Below are 19,052 nucleotides of genomic sequence, written 5' to 3'. Positions count from 1 at the left end.
CCCGCTCCCGCATGCGCGTCCTGCCCGACACCGAAAGCGAGGTGGTCGCCGACACCTTCATCGCACTCAGCGCATAAAGCGAAGGATCAGCCGTTACACCACTTCCAGGGACTTGACCCCCGACAGTCTCGACGACTACGTCGCGTACAGGGAACGCACCCTTGAGTTCGTGCGCGCTCGAAATCGGCGCATCTCGGCGTGGGTGGCGGACAACCGCAGAGGTTAGACCCGGGGAGCTCGATTCTCTGGGGGGTTGGCGACAAGTATGTCGCGAGGCAACGCTGGCACCGAACCCGGTCGCGTCAGTCGCACGCAAGCTGTGCTGTGGCCATGCTCGACCGGAATCTGAGGACTTAGTTGCGGTTCAGGCCGCCCTGTCCTCGTGTGCTCAGTGCACTCTTCCACCAGGACTCTCGTGCGTTCACGTAGTCGTCTTGGGTCTTCTCATCCATCACTTCGAGGATTGACCATTGGAAGTGCTCTTCGATGTGTGCGGCGTCGAGCTTCTTCAGCTCGACGTTGCCTCCATGCCTTGTCCTGGCGTAGTTGGCCCAGCGCGCCCAAAGCATCTGGCTACCATCCGCCTTTCCCACGTACGCTGCGCCATTCGACTTGTCAACAATGAGGTAAATCCCCTTCATGTTGCGAAGCGCAGTGTGCCAACTCTCGTAGCTGCGCGACACGATTTCGTGAAGTTTGTGCCAGCTGACGGTGACGTTCGCGTAGCCGGGGAAGCCGTCGTCCCCGAAGCCTGTCGCTCTGACCTCATCTACCTGGATCTGAGGGAGAATCTTGCTCGCGACTCGAACCTCATTCTGGGCCGAGGGCGGGTTGCTGTATCGAAGGATTACTCGGCCGAAAAGGCCGCGATACTCCCCAACATCAGCGCTCTCGTAAGCTTTGCGGCCGCCCGGTTGCTCGGTTATGCCTGTGATCTGCACGATGCGCGTGAGCAGCCACTGTGTGTCACGAATCTTCGTCATACCGATGACGCGCTGCCCAACCTTGAACGTTGACTGCGGCCTGTAGTACAGCAAGTGCCCGAGGGCATCCTCCGGGTCTCGGCGGTATCGCGCGATCGGATCCGACTGCTCGTCATTGCCCCACCTGAAGGTCAACCGCACTCGGTAGTGATGTCGGTCCAGGTCCTCGGCCGAGAGGTGAAGTACATCGTTGAGGAAGATCGGCGGGTCTTCAGGCATGCGGTGAGGCTACCTCAGTCAAAAGATCGGGTGAGCGCCCACGATTCGACGAAGGGCCGCATGGATTCGCCGGCGCTGCGTGGAGGCGTCCGTTGGCACGGCAGATCTGCTCGGGCGGCGGGATCGCTGCTGGCACGCTTCGTCTCCCACGCACGTTTCCACTTTCTGCGTGTTCGGAGGACACGCGGAACAGAGTCGCGGAGAGAAGCGAATTCGCCGCCTTCCTATACGACCAACTGACCAAAGTCGTGCGTACGACGTACAGTGCTCGGTATGGTCGCCAGAACGAGCCAACCCCGCCCACCGGCCGGGTGTTGTCTCGGAAGGAATCACCATGGAGCACGATCTGACGTGGCCGCTCTATCGTCGCTTGCCGAAGGAGTTCATCTTCTTCGACGTCGCGGAGGTCCTCGAGTTCTTGCGGGAGTGCCCGCCTGACGCACCGATCTGGTTGGTGAACTACCGCCAGATGCGCAACATCACTCAGCGCCCGATGGACGGCATGGGAGGTGGGCTCGGGCCGGACGGCGTCCACTTCTGGTAGCAGACCGTCACGCGCGGGGCGGCGATTCGCCGCCCCGCGTCTCCACTCGGGAGCACGCGGGCAACGCGTAGACACGCGAATGTGCTGTCGTACTAGGTCCGTGAGCCCCGACTGGGGGCTGCCGAGCACCCCTCGACTTCTCGTAGCGTCGAGCCATGACTCACGACAACGGTACCGCCGGAGGATCCGCTCGGCGCGAGTACGAGCGTCGTCGCGCCAAGGACGAGGCTGCGACCCGGGCATCCTGGGGCAATCTCGGCACCATCGCCGTAGCGCTGACGCCGGAGCGTCAGAGCACGCGAGCGTGGAGTTCGGGTGCGATCGGCGAGGAGCGCGTGGCGGCTGCGTTGGACGGGATCGTGGGGCAGAGCATCCGGGTGCTGCATGATCGCAAGATTCCGCGGTCGCGAGCCAACATCGATCACCTTGTCGTCACGCCGGGTGGGGTGTGGGTGATCGACTCGAAGCGGTATCAGGACAGGCGGCCGGAGCTGCGGGTCGAGGGCGGCATTCTGCGGCCGCGGGTGGAGAAGCTGCTCGTGCGGGGGAGCGACAAGACGGCGCTCGTCGAGGGTGTGCTCAAGCAAGTGGCGCACGTGCAGGAGGCGGTGGGAGACGTGCCAGTGCGCGGGGTGCTGTGCTTCGTCGACGCCGACTGGCCGCTCGTCGGCGGGTCGTTCACGGTGCGCGGGGTCGACGTGGTGTGGCCGAAGAAGCTGGTGAAGGAGTTGCGTGCGCCGCAGGACGCGGTGTGCGACGTGGCGGCGACGGTGGACGTGCTGGCGCGGCGGTTTCGGGCGGCGTGAGCGACGGTGCGGGGGCGCGCGCCCCGATAGCCGCCGCCAGGGCTCAGAGCGGGACTGCTTCAGCGAGGGCTGACTCAGCGATCGAAGGCTTGAGCAGCTGAACGGGGAAAATATCGATGTCGTTGCTGCCGAACAGCGCGCGCGTCTCTGCCATGAGTCCTGAAGCGCGCATGAGGATGCTCCCGACCTCCGGATCCATGTCGACGACGATGTCGATGTCGCTTTCCGACACGGCGTCGCCCCGGGCGACCGACCCGAACAGGCGCGGCTGTGTCGCACCATACTTCGCGAGAATACGCTCGAACTCGTTTCGGCGCGTAGCCAGTCGCTCCCGCAGAGCAAGTGTTGCCCGAGTGGGGGCCGTCGTTGACATGGCGCAAGGATACGGGGGAGTTCTCGCGAAACCAGGCGAGTGGACGGCAATGCGGCTGCTTCGCGCGTCCGTAAGTGAAAGTGGCGACCGCCGTTACTTGCACTTAGGCCGCTAAACGCAAATATGGATCACGCTACTAGGGGTTATATCGATTAAGATATACTGGTCTAGAGGAGGTGACGTGGACCTGATCGATGCACTGCGCCGTGCGCGAGTGAGCCGCGGTTGGGATCAGAGCGAGCTCGCCCAACGGCTCGGCACGAGCCAGTCTGCGATCTCCTTCATCGAGGGGAGGCGCCGGTCGCCGCGACTCGACACAGTCGAGAACTGGCTGTCGTCGACCAACCATCGGGTCGTCGTCTACCCAAGCGTCTTTGCCGACGCCACCGAGACCGCGCGCTCCATCGACGACGCGCTCACGGTGGGGGATCGGGATCGCGCCTGGCGTGCGCTGCTCGACTACTCCGACGGCCTTGCGGTGTGCCTGCCCGTGGAATGCGTGCTGCTTGCGGCGTCGGCACCCCCGGTGAGTGCCGAGCCCACGTGGGCGGCCGCCCTCGCGGCCGTGACCGACTGGCGCCTGCGCGACCGTGCACTGCCCGTGCCCGAGTGGGTGGACGAGCCGGAGCGCACCCTGACGAACGCGCAGCCGCTCGTCATCAGCGACTACGACCTGACGCCAGAGTTGGATGACGTGCCGGAGGAGTTCCAGCGGCGCAACCTGCTCGTCGAAGCCGGCGCGCTCCGGAGCGCCTGATGGCGGTGCGGTTGGATCGCGGTGACCTGATCGCCGGGCTCCGAGAGCTCGTCGCGCGGGTCGAGCGCGAGGGACTCACGGGGGTGAGCATCGAGATCATCGGAGGGGCTGCTCTGCGTCTCGCCTACATCGAGCGGGCGACCACGGTGGACATCGATGCGCGGCTGGCACCCAAAGAGCAGCTTGCGCCGATCATCCGGGGAATCGCCGCTGAACGGGCGTGGCCCGAGAACTGGCTGAACAGCGACGCGGAGCAGTTCATCCCGCGCTGGGGGCGCGACGTGCACTGGCGCATGCTGTGGTCAAGCGATGGGGTGACCATCAACGTGGCGAGCCCCGAGGCACTGCTCGCCATGAAGCTGCACGCCGTGCAGCATCGGGGCAACCGTGACATCGGCGACGTCGCGAAGCTCATGACGATCGTCGGCATCGACTCCGTCGACAGCGCCGAAGACCTCTACAGCGAGTTCTATCCAGGCGACGAATTCACCCCGAGAACCTACGAGCGAGTAGAGCGCGTGTTCGCTGTCGGGTTGCCCGAGCGGGAGTTGCCGCCGCCACCGCCGTTCGTGCGCGACGGCCAGCACTGAGCGCAACCGAATCCATCCGGAGCGAGGTCGGCCTGCGGCGTGCTCTGACCCGCGTGCCCGTACCCTGGTGCGGTGGGCAACATCAGCGACAACGGCAGCACGGCTCCCCGACCGAGGAAGAATCGGTCTCTCTTCCAGATCGCCGACGGAGTGCTGCGAGGGTCGACCGCTCCCACCCAGGTGATCTCGGTCGCCGGTGGCCACGATCAGTCGACTCAGCGCCACGTGCGCTTGGTGATTGACCTGTGCCTGCGCGTGGGTGAGGCGATGCTCGCGACGGGCGCCTCGGCGGCCGACGTCGTGGCGATGGTGCTGCGCATCAGCGAGGCGTACGGTGTGGGCGGCATGCACGTGGACATCACGTTCACGTCGATCACCGTCTCGGTGCATCGCGGCATGAACGAGGACCCGGTGTCGGTCATGCGCATCGTGAAGGTGCGCACGACCGACTACACGAGGCTGCAGAACGTGTACTGGCTGATCGATCAGATCACCGGCGACGGAATGCGGCCCACCGTTGAGGTTGCCCGGGAGCGGCTCACCGCGATTCTGTCGAGTCCGCACCCGTATCGACGCTGGGTGGTGACCGCGGGGAAGGCCATTCTGGCGGGCGGCGTCGTCGTACTGTTCGATGTGGGGCTCGTGCTCGTGCTGGTCGCCGCCGTCTCCGCCGTCATCTCGGACCTCATTACGCGCCAGTTGGGCAAGTGGTCGGTGCCCGGCTTCTTCGCCCAGATGGCCGCCGCGGTGGCGACGACGAGCATTGCGGTGTTGCTGTTCTGGTTGCGCTCGGTGGGCATCGAGCTGCCCGGGTCGGAAGCGCCGACAGTCATCGTCATTGCGGGCATCGTCATGCTGCTGTCAGGGCTCGGTCTTACGGCGGCGGCGCGCGACGCGATCGACGGGTACTACGTGACGGCGACGGCGCGCGGCATGGAAGTGTTCATGCTCACTCTGGGACTCGCGGTGGGCATTTCGGCCGTCCTGGGCATCGCCTTGCGGATGGGTATTCCGGTGGCGGTGTCGACGTCTCTCGGCGACAGCATCGGCCTGGTTGCCGGGGTGGTCGGGGCGGCGCTCATCGGCTGCGGTTTCGCGTTGACGTCGTACGTGCGTCTGCGCCTGGTGCCGCTCATGTCTGCGGCGACTGCTCTCGTGTTCGCCGTGTTCCTGCTGGTGTCGCCGTACGTTTCCCAGCCAGGGTTGGCGCCGGGCATCGCCGCGGTGGCGGCGGGCATCATCGGATACCTCACCTACCGCTGGATCAAGGTTCCCGAGGGAGCGACCACGACGGCGGCGATCATCGGCCTGATTCCCGGCCTCGCCGTGTACAGCGCGCTGTACGTCTTGGTGGATTCGACGACCGGGGTGATGGAGGCGCTGCCCGCGGCCGTGGACGCCATCGCGACGGGTATCGGGCTGGCTGCCGGAACGGCGATCGGAGGGTTCGCGGCCCGCCGCACGTTCGGCTTGGACCGTCAGGCGATGATCGCCGGGCGGCGGACGCTCGGGGTGCGGTAGCTGCGGCCCAGTGGCGGTCGAGTTCGTCGGCCGAGATCAGGCCCTTCTGCCCACCCGTGGGGTGAAGACGACCTCAAGGTCGAGCGAGTGTGCCAAGCGCAGCAGCGTGTCGGCGGTCGGATTTCCCGCGCCGGTCTCGATTCGGCTGATCTCTGCCTGCTGGAGTCCGCTGCGTTCAGCCAGGGCGGGCTGACTCAGGCCGTGCGCCGTGCGGGCGGCTTGCAGTTGCGCGCCTAGTGCTGCTCGCGCATCGAGCTCAGTGCCAAAAGTCTCAACGGCTGCGTCGTAGACGCTGCGTGTGTCAGCCGTCCACGACTGTTGAGCGCGGGACGAAAGATCGCGGAATGAGCGAGCCATGGGTGAACCTCCTCCGGAGAGTATGTGATAAAACACATAACGCGTCAAGACCGCTTAGTGATCACGCTTCCACGCAGTCAGGGCTTTGCGCGCCTTGGCGATCTCCTTGTGCTGACGTCGCTTCGACGGGTCTTTGCCCTTGTTGTAGCCGTGGAACAGAAGGACGATCCGATCTCCGTGAAACGTGCAGAAGACGCGAAGGCTCACTTGTCGACCCATCGTCTCGGATTGCGAAGGGGCGACCCCGGCCAACGAGAGAATCGCATCGAGCGAGCGCTGCACCCTGAATTCGTACAGCCCGCCGCCGAGTGGCTTGCCCCACCCGCCGTCAAACGCGTCGATGCCATGGGCCTCGAGTACATGGGTGATCGCCGCGGTGACCACAGCCTGCTCGTAGGCGGGGAGCCTCAGATAGAAGCGCTCGAAGTCGTCACTGAAGTACTCGACTCTCCAGCTCGACATCGCGGCAGAGTACCGGGCGCCCGCAGGGGGTGACGTCGCCTGTCCCCAGCGACGCTAGTCGTTCCCCGCGTCGCCCCACGGCTGCAGTTGCGCGGGTGCCGGCCACGGCAGGCTGCGCTCGAGCATCCCGGCACCGACCGCCGCGGCGGCGCCCCAGTCGTCCTCGACGACCGTGATGCCGGCGGGGCTCAGCTGGCTGATGCGCACGCGCTGCACGCGGCCGTCGTCGAGCACGAGGCCCCACGGCTCGGCGAGCCAGGCGAGGCCGTGCTGCTCGAGCGCCTCCTCGGCGTCAAGCCATTCGACGTCGGCGGCTACGGTGCGGCCGAGCACGTCGACGGCGGTGTAGAGGTCGCCGCTGGGGTGGATCCAGCCGACCAGTTCGCGGTCATCACGGCGGTGCTCGACCCAGTCGGCGGGCAACATTGCGCTGGGCGGGGGCGTGGCGGGCATGCCCCGAGGGTACCGAGCGGCGACCGCCGGTCGGATGCTCAGCGCGAGCTGTTCGCTGTGCGCCCCCGCACGATGCCGATGAACTCGTCGCACAGCGGGTGCGCGTCGCGCGTCGGCCACACGAGCGCGATGCCCGTGTCGGGGGCGCCGCTCAGCGGACGGGCGACGACGTCTTTGCGGGAGTGCGCACGGGCGACCGACTGGGGCAGGACGGCGACGCCGACGTTCGCAGCGACGAGCTCGATCGCCTCGGCGCCCGTGCCGCCCTGGAGGTCGACGGGCAGCACGGTGACGTCGTCGAGCCCGGCGAGGTCGTCGAGGCTGAGCTCGCCGACACCCGCGACGAGCGAGCCCTTGGGGGCGACGACGACGGCCGCCTCGCGGTAGAGCGGGATGGCGTGGTGATCGTCGTCGGGGAGGACGTCGCGCGCGAGCGCCATGTGCACGGTGCCGTCGTCGAGCGCCGCGAGAGCCTCCGCCTGAGTGTGCGGCCGCAGTTCGAGGCGCCCGCGGGGGCGGCGCTCCCGCCACGTGCGCTCCCACTTGCCGGGGGTGACGCCGGGCACGAAGGCGACGATGAGCGGGTCGGGCATGGGCTCAGGCTACCCGCGGTGACGGGGGACTCAGCCGCGAGCATCCCATCATCACTACGCTCGGGTGCATGACCGACGCACCGCGCGAAGACAACCGCCAGCAACCGAAGCCGAAGAAGGAGCAGATGCTGAGCCCCGCGACGGCCGCGAAGAAGCTCGGCGTGTTTCTGCCGGCGATGCCCGAAGACTTCCGCACGCAGCCGGTGTCGCGCTCGACCCTGCGCGAGATGAACGAGACCCCGCCCGAGTGGCTCACGACGCTGCGCCGCGAGGGGCCGCACCCGCGCGATGAGGTCGCCCGTCGCCTCGGCGTGTCGAATTCGGCGCTCGCCCGTGGGGGAGTGAGCGACTCGATGACGACGGAGGAGATTCGCGCGCTGCTCGACGAGCGGCCCGAATGGCTCGTCGTGGAGCGCGAGAAGCACGCTCCCGGCACGGGGCGACCGCCGGGCACCGCGATCGGGGAGCGGCCCGTCTCCGCCGCGCCGGTCGACGTGGACGACGACGAGGACGATCAGGTCTCGTGACGGTGTCCGCCGACGTCAGTCGGCGGTGTCAGTCGTCGGTGTCGGGCATGACGCGCAGCCCGTCGAGCGGGAGCCCGACCGGCGGCTCGCCCTCGACGTAGAACGCGCCAGCGAGGTCGGCCTCGGTGAGGTCGGCGCCCGTGAAGTCGGCGCTGGTGAGCTCGGTGTTGCGCAGGAGCGCCTCGCTCAGGTCGGCGTCGACGAAGATGCTGCCGGTGAGGTCGACGTTCGTCAGATCGGCTTCGCTCAGATTGGCGCCCGTGAGGTCGGCACGCTTGAGCTCACCGTCGAGAAGGTCGGCGTCGGAGAAGTCGGCGCCCGCGAGCGGTAGGCCGCTCAGCTGGGCGCCGCGCAGGTTGAGGCTCGAGAACGGCAGCACGGCGCTATCGGCCATGACCGCTTCGCGCACGAAGAGGGAGTTGCCGAGCGATTCGGCGTTCGATTCGCGCTCGGCGGTGGTCGCCTGGTCGAGGGCGAACACGACGAGGGAGACGACGAGGGCGAGCACGACGCCGCTGATCATTTCGAGCCAGAGGTCGTCGCGGTTGCGGGCGAGGAATCCACGGATACCCGGCCGCGAGTCGGCGGCCGAGGCGGGCGCGGGCGGGGCGGGTTCGGTCACGAGGCCTCCTCGGTGGCGGGGAGCACGCGCGCGAGACTGTCGAGCGCGCCGAGCGGGTCGGCGCCGACGGGGATGAGCACGTGGTCGGTCGTGCCGGCCGAGTCGAGCTCGTCGAGCCGGGCGCGCACCTGCTTCGCGTCGCCGGCGAGGGCGAGCCGCGCGACCCACGCGTCGGGCATGCGCGCGACGAAGTCGTGCCGGTCGGCGCTCGAGGCCCGCAGCGCACGGAGTTCGTCGGCGATGTCGAGCGGGTCGATGTGGGGTGCGACGTCCCTCTCGCCGACCCACTGCAGTGTGGGTCGCGCGGCGGCGAGGGCGGCAGCCGGGTCGTCGTCGACAACGGCGAGGTTGTAGGCGACGAGACGGTGCGGGCGCTGCGCGGCGATGCTCGCGAGTGCGGAGCGCGCGTACTCGGGCGTGGTCGGCTCGGCGAGCACGGTGCCGTCGGCGACCCGCCCGGAGACGGCGAGGGAGCGGGGCCCTCGCACGCCGAGCAGGATCGGCGGCACGGTCACCGGGAGCGCGCTGGGGTCGAGCGCGACCGGGTCGGCGCCGTCCTCGAGTGTCACGGCCTCACCGCGCAGCAGTGCGTTGAGCGACTGCACGTAGGCGTCGAGGAAGGTGAGCGGCTTGGTCGGCCAGATGCCGAGCGAGGCCATCCACGCGGGCACGCCGTGGCCGATGCCGACGTCGAGGCGGCCCGGGTGCAGAGCTTCGAGGGTGGCGATCTCCATGGCGGTGAAGGCGACGTTGCGTGCTGCCGCCGGCAGGATGCCGACCCCGATGCGGATGCTCGTGGTGCAGCCGAGCGCGACCGCGGCCTGCGCGATGCCGCCGCGGTACCCGAGATCTTCGACCACCCAGACCTCGTGGAATCCGAGCTGCTCGGCCCGCTGCACGAAGTCGATCACCTGGCCTGCGGGGGTGTCGCGGGGGAGCATGACGCCGATGCGGGCTGGAGAGGCCATGCCGTCGATGGTAGGTGCTGGTGCGCGCTCCAGGGAGTGCCGTGCCGCGCGGGTCAGATCTCCCGGCGTCGGAAGACGAGCACGGCAGCAGCGATCAGGCCCATGGTGAGCAGCATGCCCGTGCCGACCGGCCACCACAGCGTGGCGTCGAGCTGCTGGGTTCCCGTCGCCACCTCTGTCGTCACCCTGATGAGGCCCGCGGGGGTGTAGTCGGAGAAGTGTGGCACGATGCTGAGGAGCGCGAGCAGGAAGTACACGCCGATGCCCACTCCGGCGGCACCCGCGACGGCGTCGATCGCCGCGGAGGCGAGCAGCGACGCCGCGACGAGCACGGCGGCCAGCACGACCCACACGGCAGTCGCACCGAGGGTGGGGGCGAGGTCGACCGCGCCGAACGTCAGCGAGGTGGCGGCCCACGAAACGAGGGCACCGAGCAGACCGGCGAGGGCGATGAAGCCCAGCAGGGAGGCCGCGTGGGTGAGCACGTAGGTGGTGCGCGACACGGGCTTGACGAGCAGGATCGCGGCGACGCCCGATCGCACCTCGGCGTTGATGGCGCCTGCGGCCATGACGACGACGACGAAGACGACGAGCTGCGTGAGGTCGCTCGCCCATTGTGCTGAGGCGTCGCTCGCGGTCGGGTCGGGCCATGGAATCGCCGCGGCCTCCTCGGCGCCGAGGGCTGCGGCGAGGATCTCCCTCGTGAATCGCACGATCACGGGGCCCGTGGCGGCGAGGAACACGATAACGGTCGGCAGCACCCAGAGGCGCCACGTGCGGGCGATCTCTCGAGCGCGCAGACTGAGCAGTGCCGTGCTCGCGGTCATCGCTGCACTCCCACCATGCCGACGAAGACGTCTTCGAGGCTCGCATCGCGCTGCTCCACGCGGCGCAGCCTGAGACCCAGGGCAGCGACTTCGGCGGGCAGCCGGGTCTGTGCCTCGTCGAGGTCGGTGACGGTGAGGGCGAGCATGCCGGGCGCCGTCTCGTCGATGGTGACGATCCACGGCAGGCCCTCGAGTGCGTCGCGCAGTCGGGCCGGGTCGTCCACGTCGACGTCGATGCGCGCCTGCACACCCCCGAAAGCGGTGCGCACGTGCGCGAGAGACCCCGCGGTGAGCACTCGCCCGTGATCGATGATGGCGACGGTGTCGCACACGCGCTCGACGTCGGGCAGCAGGTGGGTGGAGAAGAGCACGGTCGTGCGGCCTCGCAGCTCGGCGAGGAGGTCGAGGACGACGCGTCGACCGAGCGGATCGAGTGCGGAGGTCGGCTCGTCGAGGACGAGCAGGGCCGGCGAGTTGATGAGCGCCTGGGCGATGCCGAGCCTCTGCCGCATGCCGCGCGAGTAGCCGCCGACGCGCGCGTCGACGCCGCGGAGGCCCGTGAGCTCGAGCAGTTCGTCGATCCGTCGACGCGTCGTACCCGTCGGCAGGCCGAAGAGACGGGCACTGCTCTCGAGCACCTCGCGAGCGGTCATCCAGGAGAAGAAGCCGGGCACGTCGGGGCAGTAGCCGATGCGGGGGCTCACGGAGGCGCTGCCGGGTTCTTGACCGAGCACGCGAACGCCCCCTGAGGTCTGCCGGGCGAGGCCGAGCAGAATGCGCAGGGCGGTGGTCTTGCCGGCCCCGTTCGCGCCGAGGAACCCGTGTACGGAGCCTTCCTCGACGCGCAGGTCGAGCCCGTCGAGCGCCCGATGCCGTCCGTAAGTCTTCACGAGCTGGGTGATCTCGACCGCGGCCGTCATGAGCGGTCGTCCTCGCCGTACAGGCTCTGCACGGTGCGTCGCACGCTGTCGCCCTCCGCGCGGTGGGCGGTGGCGGAGTCGTCGACCGCGGCGGGTCGCCGACCGGCGATGAGGAACACGATGGCGCCGACCATGTTGACGAGCAGGATGATGAGCACCCACGGCCACTTCCGGTCGAAGACGATGCGGTCGCGAGGGGTGCGATAGAGGCGGATGAGCGCGGTGATCTGCAGGGCGAGCTGCACGACGATCGCGACGACGAGGGCGACGAGCGCCGCAGTGGGGAGGCTCGTGAGGTCGGTGTTCACGGGTTCTCCGGGTGGCCGGTGGTGGTGTGGGGCGGGGTGGCGGATGCTCGACTCCACGCTCGGCGGAGCCCGGCGCGCACCGGCGCAACGATGACGGTGAGAGACGCGGCGACGGCGAGCGGGAGGGAGGCGGGCACGAGCAGCCCCCACCGTGCCCGGGGTGCGCGCGCCTGGGCGATGACGGCGGCCACGGTGCCGGCGGAGAGCACGGCGAGGGAGGTGGCGCTCGCGGCCCGCACCAGGGTGTCGTCGACGGTGGATGTCGGTCGTTGTGCCCACAGGGCGGGCAGGGCTCCGAGCGCCAGGACGGCGAGCAGGCTCGCGCGGGAGGTGCGGCTTCGGGTGCGGCCGCCGAGGTCGAATCCGGAGGGCACTCGCCCGGGCAGAGACCGCCAGGAGAGGGCGAGCGCGGTCGCCGCAGCTCCCGCGATGAGGAGCGGAGCACTGCGCGCCACCCGGACATGGCCTGAGGGTATGCGCTCGATCACGTCGTCACTGATGTCGTCGGGCCGCAGCAGGCCGAGGCGCACGGCGACGGCGCCGAGGTTGAGCGTCCACCCGGCCCCGAACAGTCGCGGTACGACCAGGCGCGGGTTCGTAGGGTCCCAGGTGCGGGCGCGAACGTCGGCGTCGATCGGTCCGCGCGTGTCGACGGGCACGCCGAGCACCCGCCACTGCGCGGCGTCGGTGGGGGCATCCCCCTCCAGGGCATCGTGGAGGTGTGCGGCGAAGTCGGCCGGCTCGCCGAGAGCGTCGCGGGGGTCGATGCCCGCGTCGGCGAGTTCGTCGAGCTGCGCGCTGAGCGCCTCCATCGCGCGGCGGCGATCGGCGGTGGGGAGTTCGCGGAGGTGCGTGCGCACGCTGCGCAGGTAGGTGGCGGTCATGGTGCGTCCGTTCCGAGAATCTCTGTCATGGCGCCGCGCAGCTCGACCCAGGCGGTGGCGCCGTCGGCAAGGGAGGTGCGGCCTGCCGCTGTCAGCCGGTAGTACTTGCGGGGCGGGCCACCGGGCGATTCAGCCCAGCGCGTGCCGACGAGATCGGCCTTGGTGAGGCGCGCGAGCAGGGGGTATACGGTGCCGGGAGTCGCGGCGAGGGCCGGATAGGCGCCGAGCCGGTCGATGATCTCGATCGCGTAGCACTCCTCGCGGTCGAGCACGGCCAGGATCGCGAGCTCGATGACGCCCTTGCGCAGCTGCACGGCGCGATCACTAGTGGGCACGACATGCATCCTTGCAGTGCAAGGTAGTTGACGTCAAGCTCGCTGTCTGCTCGGGGCAAGGTGGCCGACGACCGCGCAGGTCGCCGCTAGTCTCCCCTCATGAGCCGCATCATCGCCCCGGTCGCCGCCGTCGTCGTCGGCCTCGCAGTCGTCATCGGCGTCGGGGTGGGGCTTGCGATCCCCGCGGCGGAACGCGCGGTTGTCGCGGCGGTCGAGTGGGCGCTCGACGAGCCCGCTCAGCACGCCGACACCTCCGGGGTTCCGACCGAGCCGGATGAGGATTTCGGCGACGTGCAGGTCTACGACGTGCTCGCTGACGGCACGCTCGAGCCTGCGGTGAGCGGTGTGGCCGCCGAGGTGTGGGAACTGTTCGTGCGCATGGTGGGCACCGACGTGGCGGGCGAGTCGATCATCCAGTACCGCGCCGGAGACGCCCCCGACAGCGACACGCTCGCCTACGTCTACCAGGACGCCGACCCCCAGTACTGGACCCTCGCCGTCAACCTCGCCGTCGCCGACGACCCGCAGCTTCTCGTCGCGACGCTCATCCACGAGTACGCGCACGTGTTCAGCTTCGATGATGGCGAGTTCGTGACGGACGCGGCGTGCCCGACGCTCGCTCTTCTCGAAGGGTGCACGGCCGACGACAGCTACCTCACGGCGTTCTACGACACCTTCTGGGCGGGCTACCCCGACGCTGTCGACGTGGAGAACCTCGACCCCGACCTCGCGTGGCAGTTCTACGAGACCTACGAGGAGGACTTCGTGAGCGACTACGCGGCGACAAACCTGGGGGAGGACCTCGCCGAGTCGTTCATGACCTACGTCATCGAGGATGCCGCCGAGGGACCGACGGTTGCCGCGCAGAAGCTGCGCTTCTTCGACCAGTGCCCGGAGCTCGTGGCGCTGCGCGAGCACATCCGCACCGAGCTCTCGGTCGAGCTCGGGCTCCGCTGAACGCGCTGCGCTGAACGCGCTCCGCTCCCTACGCGAAGAGCTGCCGGTACTCGCCGTACCCTTCGGCCTCGAGCTCGTCGACGGGGATGAAGCGCAGCGCGGCCGAGTTCATGCAGTAGCGCAGGCCGCCGGCCTCGCGCGGTCCGTCGTCGAAGACGTGGCCGAGGTGGCTGTCGGCACCGCTCGAGCGCACCTCGGTGCGCGTCATCCACAGGGTGCGGTCGCTGCGCGTCGTGATAGCGCTCGCGTCGATGGGCTTCGTGAAGCTGGGCCATCCGGTGCCGCTGTCGAACTTGTCGAGCGAGGTGAACAGCGGCTGACCGGAGACGACGTCGACGTAGAGACCGGGCTGCTTGTTGTCGTGGTACTCGTTGCGGAAGGCCGGCTCGGTGCCGTCTTTCTGCGTGACCTTGAACTGGATCGGCGTGAGCCGGCTGACGGCGTCGGCGGTGGCGCGGTACTCCTGCGACATGGGGTCCTCCTGAGGATGCTCGTGCCGCGGGCCGCGGCACCACTCGAGTCAACCGCGCCGGGCTTTGCGTGGTTCCCGCTCCGGCGAAACTCTCAGACTGCGCGTTCCCTCCGAGCCAATGGAGGCAGCCCTGACATGATCGCCGGATGCGTCGACACTCCACCGCCGAGATGGCCCTCACCGCGAGCGGCCCCGCGCGCCTCGTGCTCTCGATCGCCGCGCAGGCGCCGACCGCGATGCTCGACGAGCACCTCGAGGTGACGCAGGACGGCCGACCGGTCGAGGTGACCGAGATCGCCGACCCGCACGGCACGCGCCTGCACCTGCTCGACGTCACGGAAGGCGATGTGCGCGTGAGCTACCGGGCGACCGTCGACGGCCGCGCCGACCCGCTCTCCGTGACGCCGCTCGACGAGGTCGTGTACTTGCGCCCGAGCCGCTACTGCGAGTCTGACTCGCTCGCCCCGACCGCGATTCGCGAGTTCTACGGCCTCAGCCGCACCGACCTGCTGTTCGGCGTCAGCTCATGGGTGGGGGAGCGGCTGCAGTACGTGCCCGGGTCGAGCCTGCCGACCGACGGCGCTGTGCAGACGCTGCTCGCCGGGGAGGGGGTCTGCCGCGACTACGCGCACCTCGTCGTCGCCCTGCTGCGCGCGCTCAACGTGCCCGCGCGCCTCGCCTCCGTCTACGCGCCTGGGCTCTCGCCCATGGACTTCCACGCCGTCGCCGAAGCCGCCATCGACGGGCGCTGGTGCGTCGTCGACGCGACGACCCTCGCGCCCCGATCGTCGCTCGTGCGCATCGCGACCGGGCGGGATGCCTCCGACACGGCGTTCCTCAGCATCCACGGTGCCGCCACCGAGCTCGACGACCTCACCGTCACCGCCGTGGTCGACGTCCTGCCGCGCGACGACGTGACCGAGCTCGTGTCGCTCGGGTAGAACAGCCCTGCACCTTCGTACCCTGGCGGTGTGCCGCACCCGAATTCACGCCAGGCGAAGGCCGCGCGACGCCGCAAGCGCCGCATGGCCGCGGTCGAGCACGACCTGAGCCCCGCGCAGTGGGCGAGCCTGCGCGAGCTGTGGGGCGGCTGCGCCTACTGCGGCGCGACCGACCGCCCTCTGCAGCGCGACTGCGTGCAGCCCATCGCGCGCGGCGGCCGCTACACGCTCGACAACATCGTGCCCGCGTGCGGCCCGTGCAATGCGAGCAAGAGCAACGACGAGGCGACGAGCTGGATGCGCCGCAAGAAGCTTGACGAGCGCGCCTTCCTTACCCGGCTCGTGCAGGTGCGCGCCGCGCTGCTCGAGATCGAGGCGCCAGCACCCTCAGGCGCGCTCGAGCCCTAGCTCGACGAGCCGCACCTCGCCCGCGTAGCGCGCGGCGGGCTCGCGCAGCAGCCCCGCCTTGACGGCGCCGAACGTGACCGTCACGTCGGCGGGCAGCACCGTCGGGTCGGGCACCGAGCCGTCGTCGGCGTGCACGCCGCTCGGCAGGTCGACGGCGACGATCGCCGGGCGGCCGGCACGGGCATCCCTGTTCAGGTTGACGATCGCGGGGTCATCGAGGTGCAGCAGCTCGCGGAGGCGCGCGACTGCTGTGCGCGCATCGCACCGCAGTGCGGGGGAGTCGCCGCCGATGCCGAGGATGCCGTCGAGGATGACGGCCGCATCGTGCGCCGCGTGGTCGAGGCCGTCGTCGAGCTGCACCCATCGCGCTCCGGCCGCGCGGGCCGCCGCGGCTGCCCCCTCATGAACGCGACTACCCGTCTCGATCACGCTCACGCGGGCGCCCTTACCGGCGAGCTCGGCCGCGGCGAACAGTGCGTCGCCGCCGTTGTCTCCAGACCCTGCGAGAACGAGGATGCCCGGCCCCTGCTCGACGGCCCTAGCGCGGTCGCGCAGCACGTCGCGCACGACCTCCGCGAGGGCCGCGGCCGCCCGCCGCATGAGAGGTTCGCCAGCCGCGAGCAGGGGAGCCTCGGCGGCCCGCACCTGCTCGGCGGTCCAGCCGGTGAGGTGCTCGGGGAACGGCTGCGCGCGCATGACGCCGAGGCTACCGGCGTGCGGGCTCACTCGCTTCGAAGTGGCTGATGCTCCCTTGACCCGGGTGCGGGGCAGGGCAAGAGTGGGGGCATGACTCCGACACCTGCGAACCCGCCCACGACCGTCGACCACCTCGCCGACAGCGTCTCCAAGCTCGGCATCGGCACCGCCTACGGCGAGCCGATCGACATCGGCGGCACGAAGGTCACGCCGGTCGCGCTCACCTGGTTCGGCTTCGGAGCGGGCTCCGAGAACGACGAGGGCGAGTCGTCCGCCGGGGGCGGCGGCGGTGGGGCGAGCATCCCGATCGGTGTCTACCAGCCGGGGCCTGACGGGCCTGCCTTCAAGCCGAACCTCATCGCGCTGCTCGCTGTGTCGATCCCCGTGCTCTGGGTCGGAGGGCGAGCGTTCACGAGCATCATCAAGGCGCTCAAGAAGTAGCCTCGCGCAGGGACCTGCCGCGATCAGTACGCTGGAGTGATCATGAGTGATCGTCCGAACACTGATGCCCTCGACACCCAACGCGCGTGGACGGTGGGCGGGGCGCTCGTCCTGCTCGTCGTCGTGCTCGACGCGGGAGCGGGCGGATTCCTGCCGGATGGCGGCCTCGTACGCGCCCTCCTGCTGGCGGCGGCGCTCGTGGTCTTCGCGGTGGGCGTGAGGGGCTCCGGCAGCGTCACGGCGCTCCGCCCCACGGGCACGATCGCGCTCTGCGCTCTCGCCGCGACGCTCGTCGTCGGCTGGGTCGTGAACGCGACCCTCGTGCCCATGGGCGGGCAGCTCGATGCCGTCGTGGTCGTCGGCCAGGTCATCCTGGTTCTGCAGTTCGCCCTCGCGCTCGTCGCCGTCGAGCGCATCGGCCGTCTCGCGGTCGTGCCTCGGCCCTGGAACTGGGCGCCCGCGATCGCGTTCGGCGTCATCGCGTTGCTTTACGCGGCAACAGCGATCGCCGCCGTCCTGTCGCGCCAGGTGCTCGAAGTCTTCGGGTACGTCGCTGTCGCGGTGAACGGCATCGCGTCAGTCGCGGCGCTCGTCGGGCTCGGCGTGCTCGCGATCGTGCTCGGCGATCGCGCAGGGCGCTCGTCGTCCCCGGATGCGCCAACCCCCGAGGTCGACGTCGAGAGGGACTGACCCCACTCATTAGCGGGTATTGCGCACGTGAGCGCTCAGCGCTAACGTACAACCATATGGTTACACGAACGCACGAGCTCAGCGACGCGGACGTCGATGCGATCTTCCACGCCCTCGCCGACCGCACTCGCCGCGACATCGTCGCGCGAGTGATCGAGCGCGAGCAGTCGGTGAGTGCGCTCGCCGAGCGCTACGCCATGAGCTTCGCCGCCGTGCAGAAGCACGTGGCGGTGCTGCAGAAGGCCGCGCTCGTGCGCAAGGAGCGCGACGGTCGGCAGCAAATCGTGCACGCCGAGCTCGAACGACTGCGGCGCGCTCAGCAGCTGCTCGACCGGTACGAGCAGCTGTGGCGCCACCGGGTGGACCGTATTGCGAGCATCCTCGACGAAGAAGGGCCCTGAATCATGACCATCGTGCGTACCGACAAGGACGCCTCTGCGCGCACCATGACGTTCGTCGCCGAATTCGACGCCCCCGTCAACCGGCTGTGGCAGGTCTGGGAGGACCGGCAGAAGCTCGAGCGCTGGTGGGGCCCGCCCGGGTACCCGGTGACGATCAGCGAGTTCGAGTTCGCGCCCGGCGGCCGCGTGCTCTACCGCATGGTCGGCGATGAGGACGGCGAGCGGCTGGACGGGCACCTCGTCTTCCACAGCATCGAGGAACCGCGCGAGATCGTATACACCGACGTGTTCGTGCCGAGCGAAGGCGGGGAGGGCGAGCCCGACAACCGCACGGTCGTGACGTTCGAGTCGACCGAGCACGGCAGCCGCATGACCCTCGTGTGCACGTTCGACAGCGACGAAGCGTTCGAGGGGGCGCGCGAGTTCGGCGCCTTCGAGGGCTTCATCGCCTGCATCTCCCAGATCGACGACCTGCTCTCACCCTCGAAAGGCAACTCATGACCGTCATCGATGTGCAGAAAGACACCACGGCACTCACCCTCACCTTCGTCGCGGAGTTCGACGCTCCCGTCGACCGCGTGTGGCAGCTGTGGGCCGACCCGCGCAAGCTCGAGCGCTGGTGGGGGCCGCCGGAGTGGCCGGCGACCTTCACGCGGCACGAGCTGCACGAGGGCGGCACTGTGAACTACCACATGACCGGCCCGGACGGCACGATCGCGGGCGGCTGGTGGACCGTGACAGCGGTGGATGCTCCGCGCATGCTCGCCTTCGACGACGGTTTCGCAGCCGACGACGGGCAGCCGCACCCGGACATGCCCGTGACGCACGCGGTCGTGACGCTCGAACCGGTGGACGAGCGGCGCACGTGCCAGACCCTCGTATCGACCTTCCCGAGCCTCGAGTCGCTCGAGGAGCTCGCGGCGATGGGCATGGAGGAGGGGATGCGTCAGGCGATGAGCCAGGCCGACGCGATCCTCGCCGAGGGCTGACCGCCGCG

Annotated in this window: 29 protein-coding genes; 14 read left to right on the top strand and 15 right to left on the bottom strand. The window is 69.4% G+C overall.

Translation table 11 applies throughout. The annotated features are described in order from the left end of the window. Positions 1-353 precede the first annotated feature (353 nt). Positions 354-1,202, bottom strand: a complete 849-nt coding sequence (locus FK219_RS07580; protein ID WP_152583588.1) for a GIY-YIG nuclease family protein — start codon at positions 1,200-1,202, stop codon at positions 354-356. 334 nt (positions 1,203-1,536) lie between these two features. Here FK219_RS07580 and FK219_RS07575 point away from each other — a divergent pair, with 334 nt between their 5' ends. Both FK219_RS07575 and FK219_RS07570 read left to right on the top strand, forming a co-directional pair. Further along, positions 1,537-1,746, top strand: a complete 210-nt coding sequence (locus tag FK219_RS07575) for a hypothetical protein (RefSeq protein ID WP_152583587.1) — start codon at positions 1,537-1,539, stop codon at positions 1,744-1,746. A gap of 155 nt (positions 1,747-1,901) precedes the next feature. After that, positions 1,902-2,552: a nuclease-related domain-containing protein gene (locus FK219_RS07570; protein WP_152583586.1), complete on the top strand. Its 651-nt coding sequence runs from the start codon at positions 1,902-1,904 to the stop codon at positions 2,550-2,552. Between the two features lie 43 nt (positions 2,553-2,595). Here the strand turns inward: FK219_RS07570 and FK219_RS07565 are convergent, their stop codons facing one another. Further along, positions 2,596-2,925 carry a nucleotidyltransferase family protein gene (locus FK219_RS07565; RefSeq protein ID WP_152583585.1) on the bottom strand — a complete coding sequence of 110 codons (330 nt, stop codon included), beginning with the start codon at positions 2,923-2,925 and terminating at the stop codon, positions 2,596-2,598. Positions 2,926-3,106: 181 nt separating this feature from the next. Between FK219_RS07565 and FK219_RS07560 the strand changes: the two genes are divergently transcribed. The 3 genes from FK219_RS07560 (at position 3,107) to FK219_RS07550 (ending at position 5,793) form a co-directional block, all read left to right on the top strand. Next, the gene (locus tag FK219_RS07560) at positions 3,107-3,682 is read left to right on the top strand and encodes a helix-turn-helix domain-containing protein (RefSeq protein WP_165638076.1); all 576 of its coding nucleotides are present in this window, start codon (positions 3,107-3,109) and stop codon (positions 3,680-3,682) included. Next, positions 3,682-4,272, top strand: a complete 591-nt coding sequence (locus FK219_RS07555) for a DUF6036 family nucleotidyltransferase (protein WP_152583583.1) — start codon at positions 3,682-3,684, stop codon at positions 4,270-4,272. Before FK219_RS07560 ends, FK219_RS07555 begins: the two co-directional genes overlap by 1 nt. Before the next feature lie 72 nt (positions 4,273-4,344). Beyond that, positions 4,345-5,793, top strand: a complete 1,449-nt coding sequence (locus FK219_RS07550) for a threonine/serine exporter family protein (RefSeq protein ID WP_328821645.1) — start codon at positions 4,345-4,347, stop codon at positions 5,791-5,793. A 36-nt stretch (positions 5,794-5,829) separates the two neighbouring features. Here FK219_RS07550 and FK219_RS07545 read toward each other — a convergent pair whose 3' ends face one another. Genes FK219_RS07545 through FK219_RS07530 form a run of 4 tightly spaced genes read right to left on the bottom strand, consistent with a single transcriptional unit; the run spans position 5,830 to position 7,658 of the window. After that, the gene (locus tag FK219_RS07545) at positions 5,830-6,150 is read right to left on the bottom strand and encodes a helix-turn-helix transcriptional regulator (RefSeq protein ID WP_152583582.1); all 321 of its coding nucleotides are present in this window, start codon (positions 6,148-6,150) and stop codon (positions 5,830-5,832) included. 54 nt (positions 6,151-6,204) lie between these two features. Beyond that, complete coding sequence (locus FK219_RS07540) at positions 6,205-6,612, bottom strand: hypothetical protein (protein ID WP_152583581.1); 408 nt, start codon at positions 6,610-6,612, stop codon at positions 6,205-6,207. A gap of 54 nt (positions 6,613-6,666) precedes the next feature. Next, positions 6,667-7,065: a hypothetical protein gene (locus tag FK219_RS07535; RefSeq protein ID WP_235923821.1), complete on the bottom strand. Its 399-nt coding sequence runs from the start codon at positions 7,063-7,065 to the stop codon at positions 6,667-6,669. 38 nt (positions 7,066-7,103) lie between these two features. Beyond that, positions 7,104-7,658, bottom strand: a complete 555-nt coding sequence (locus FK219_RS07530) for a LysR substrate-binding domain-containing protein (RefSeq protein WP_152583580.1) — start codon at positions 7,656-7,658, stop codon at positions 7,104-7,106. A gap of 68 nt (positions 7,659-7,726) precedes the next feature. On the opposite strand from FK219_RS07530, the gene FK219_RS07525 reads away from it, so the two are divergent. Continuing rightward, positions 7,727-8,185 (top strand): DUF5997 family protein, encoded by a 459-nt coding sequence (locus FK219_RS07525; protein ID WP_210416793.1) that lies wholly within the window; start codon positions 7,727-7,729, stop codon positions 8,183-8,185. Between the two features lie 28 nt (positions 8,186-8,213). On the opposite strand, the gene FK219_RS14100 is transcribed toward FK219_RS07525, so the two are convergent. The 7 genes from FK219_RS14100 to FK219_RS07490 are packed head-to-tail and all read right to left on the bottom strand — an operon-like array spanning position 8,214 to position 13,049. Then, a complete protein-coding gene (locus FK219_RS14100; protein ID WP_152583579.1) occupies positions 8,214-8,807 on the bottom strand; it encodes a pentapeptide repeat-containing protein in 594 nt (197 codons plus the stop codon). After that, positions 8,804-9,775, bottom strand: coding sequence for an LLM class flavin-dependent oxidoreductase (locus FK219_RS07515; RefSeq protein WP_152583578.1), 972 nt, complete (start codon positions 9,773-9,775; stop codon positions 8,804-8,806). Before FK219_RS07515 ends, FK219_RS14100 begins: the two co-directional genes overlap by 4 nt. A gap of 53 nt (positions 9,776-9,828) precedes the next feature. Further along, the gene (locus FK219_RS07510) at positions 9,829-10,602 is read right to left on the bottom strand and encodes an ABC transporter permease subunit (RefSeq protein ID WP_152583577.1); all 774 of its coding nucleotides are present in this window, start codon (positions 10,600-10,602) and stop codon (positions 9,829-9,831) included. After that, entirely contained in the window at positions 10,599-11,522 is a 924-nt protein-coding gene (locus FK219_RS07505; RefSeq protein ID WP_152583576.1) for an ABC transporter ATP-binding protein, read from the bottom strand. Before FK219_RS07505 ends, FK219_RS07510 begins: the two co-directional genes overlap by 4 nt. Then, complete coding sequence (locus tag FK219_RS07500) at positions 11,519-11,830, bottom strand: PLD nuclease N-terminal domain-containing protein (RefSeq protein ID WP_210416792.1); 312 nt, start codon at positions 11,828-11,830, stop codon at positions 11,519-11,521. The genes FK219_RS07505 and FK219_RS07500 overlap by 4 nt, the downstream gene beginning before the upstream one ends. After that, positions 11,827-12,714, bottom strand: coding sequence for a DUF5808 domain-containing protein (locus tag FK219_RS07495; protein ID WP_152583575.1), 888 nt, complete (start codon positions 12,712-12,714; stop codon positions 11,827-11,829). Before FK219_RS07495 ends, FK219_RS07500 begins: the two co-directional genes overlap by 4 nt. After that, positions 12,711-13,049, bottom strand: coding sequence for a PadR family transcriptional regulator (locus FK219_RS07490; RefSeq protein WP_152583574.1), 339 nt, complete (start codon positions 13,047-13,049; stop codon positions 12,711-12,713). The genes FK219_RS07495 and FK219_RS07490 overlap by 4 nt, the downstream gene beginning before the upstream one ends. Positions 13,050-13,148: 99 nt before the next feature. Here FK219_RS07490 and FK219_RS07485 point away from each other — a divergent pair, with 99 nt between their 5' ends. Then, entirely contained in the window at positions 13,149-14,006 is an 858-nt protein-coding gene (locus tag FK219_RS07485; RefSeq protein WP_152583573.1) for an NADH:ubiquinone oxidoreductase subunit 4 (chain M), read from the top strand. A 28-nt stretch (positions 14,007-14,034) separates the two neighbouring features. Here the strand turns inward: FK219_RS07485 and msrB are convergent, their stop codons facing one another. Then, positions 14,035-14,478, bottom strand: coding sequence for a peptide-methionine (R)-S-oxide reductase MsrB (msrB, locus tag FK219_RS07480; protein ID WP_152583572.1), 444 nt, complete (start codon positions 14,476-14,478; stop codon positions 14,035-14,037). A gap of 146 nt (positions 14,479-14,624) precedes the next feature. Here msrB and FK219_RS07475 point away from each other — a divergent pair, with 146 nt between their 5' ends. After that, entirely contained in the window at positions 14,625-15,419 is a 795-nt protein-coding gene (locus tag FK219_RS07475; RefSeq protein ID WP_152583571.1) for a transglutaminase-like domain-containing protein, read from the top strand. 30 nt (positions 15,420-15,449) lie between these two features. Continuing rightward, positions 15,450-15,827, top strand: a complete 378-nt coding sequence (locus tag FK219_RS07470) for an HNH endonuclease (protein ID WP_328821644.1) — start codon at positions 15,450-15,452, stop codon at positions 15,825-15,827. On the opposite strand, the gene FK219_RS07465 is transcribed toward FK219_RS07470, so the two are convergent. Next, positions 15,807-16,523 carry an NAD(P)H-hydrate epimerase gene (locus FK219_RS07465; RefSeq protein WP_152583570.1) on the bottom strand — a complete coding sequence of 239 codons (717 nt, stop codon included), beginning with the start codon at positions 16,521-16,523 and terminating at the stop codon, positions 15,807-15,809. The genes FK219_RS07470 and FK219_RS07465 overlap by 21 nt on opposite strands. A 90-nt stretch (positions 16,524-16,613) precedes the next feature. Here FK219_RS07465 and FK219_RS07460 point away from each other — a divergent pair, with 90 nt between their 5' ends. The 5 genes from FK219_RS07460 to FK219_RS07440 are packed head-to-tail and all read left to right on the top strand — an operon-like array spanning position 16,614 to position 19,044. After that, positions 16,614-16,964 (top strand): hypothetical protein, encoded by a 351-nt coding sequence (locus FK219_RS07460; protein WP_152583569.1) that lies wholly within the window; start codon positions 16,614-16,616, stop codon positions 16,962-16,964. Positions 16,965-17,006: 42 nt separating this feature from the next. Then, the gene (locus tag FK219_RS07455; protein ID WP_152583568.1) at positions 17,007-17,654 is read left to right on the top strand and encodes a hypothetical protein; all 648 of its coding nucleotides are present in this window, start codon (positions 17,007-17,009) and stop codon (positions 17,652-17,654) included. Between the two features lie 56 nt (positions 17,655-17,710). After that, positions 17,711-18,055, top strand: coding sequence for an ArsR/SmtB family transcription factor (locus FK219_RS07450; RefSeq protein WP_152583567.1), 345 nt, complete (start codon positions 17,711-17,713; stop codon positions 18,053-18,055). A gap of 3 nt (positions 18,056-18,058) precedes the next feature. Further along, positions 18,059-18,556, top strand: a complete 498-nt coding sequence (locus tag FK219_RS07445) for an SRPBCC family protein (protein ID WP_152583566.1) — start codon at positions 18,059-18,061, stop codon at positions 18,554-18,556. Further along, on the top strand, positions 18,553-19,044 hold the full coding sequence (locus FK219_RS07440) for an SRPBCC family protein (protein WP_152583565.1): 492 nt from the start codon (positions 18,553-18,555) through the stop codon (positions 19,042-19,044). Before FK219_RS07445 ends, FK219_RS07440 begins: the two co-directional genes overlap by 4 nt. The last annotated feature ends 8 nt before the right edge of the window (positions 19,045-19,052 follow it).

It is taken from the genome of Microcella pacifica (genome assembly GCF_009371975.2).
GTDB classification, from domain to species: domain Bacteria; phylum Actinomycetota; class Actinomycetes; order Actinomycetales; family Microbacteriaceae; genus Microcella; species Microcella pacifica.
The sequence above is the reverse complement of the archived record's forward strand: the minus strand, read 5'-3'. Positions and strand labels throughout refer to the sequence as shown.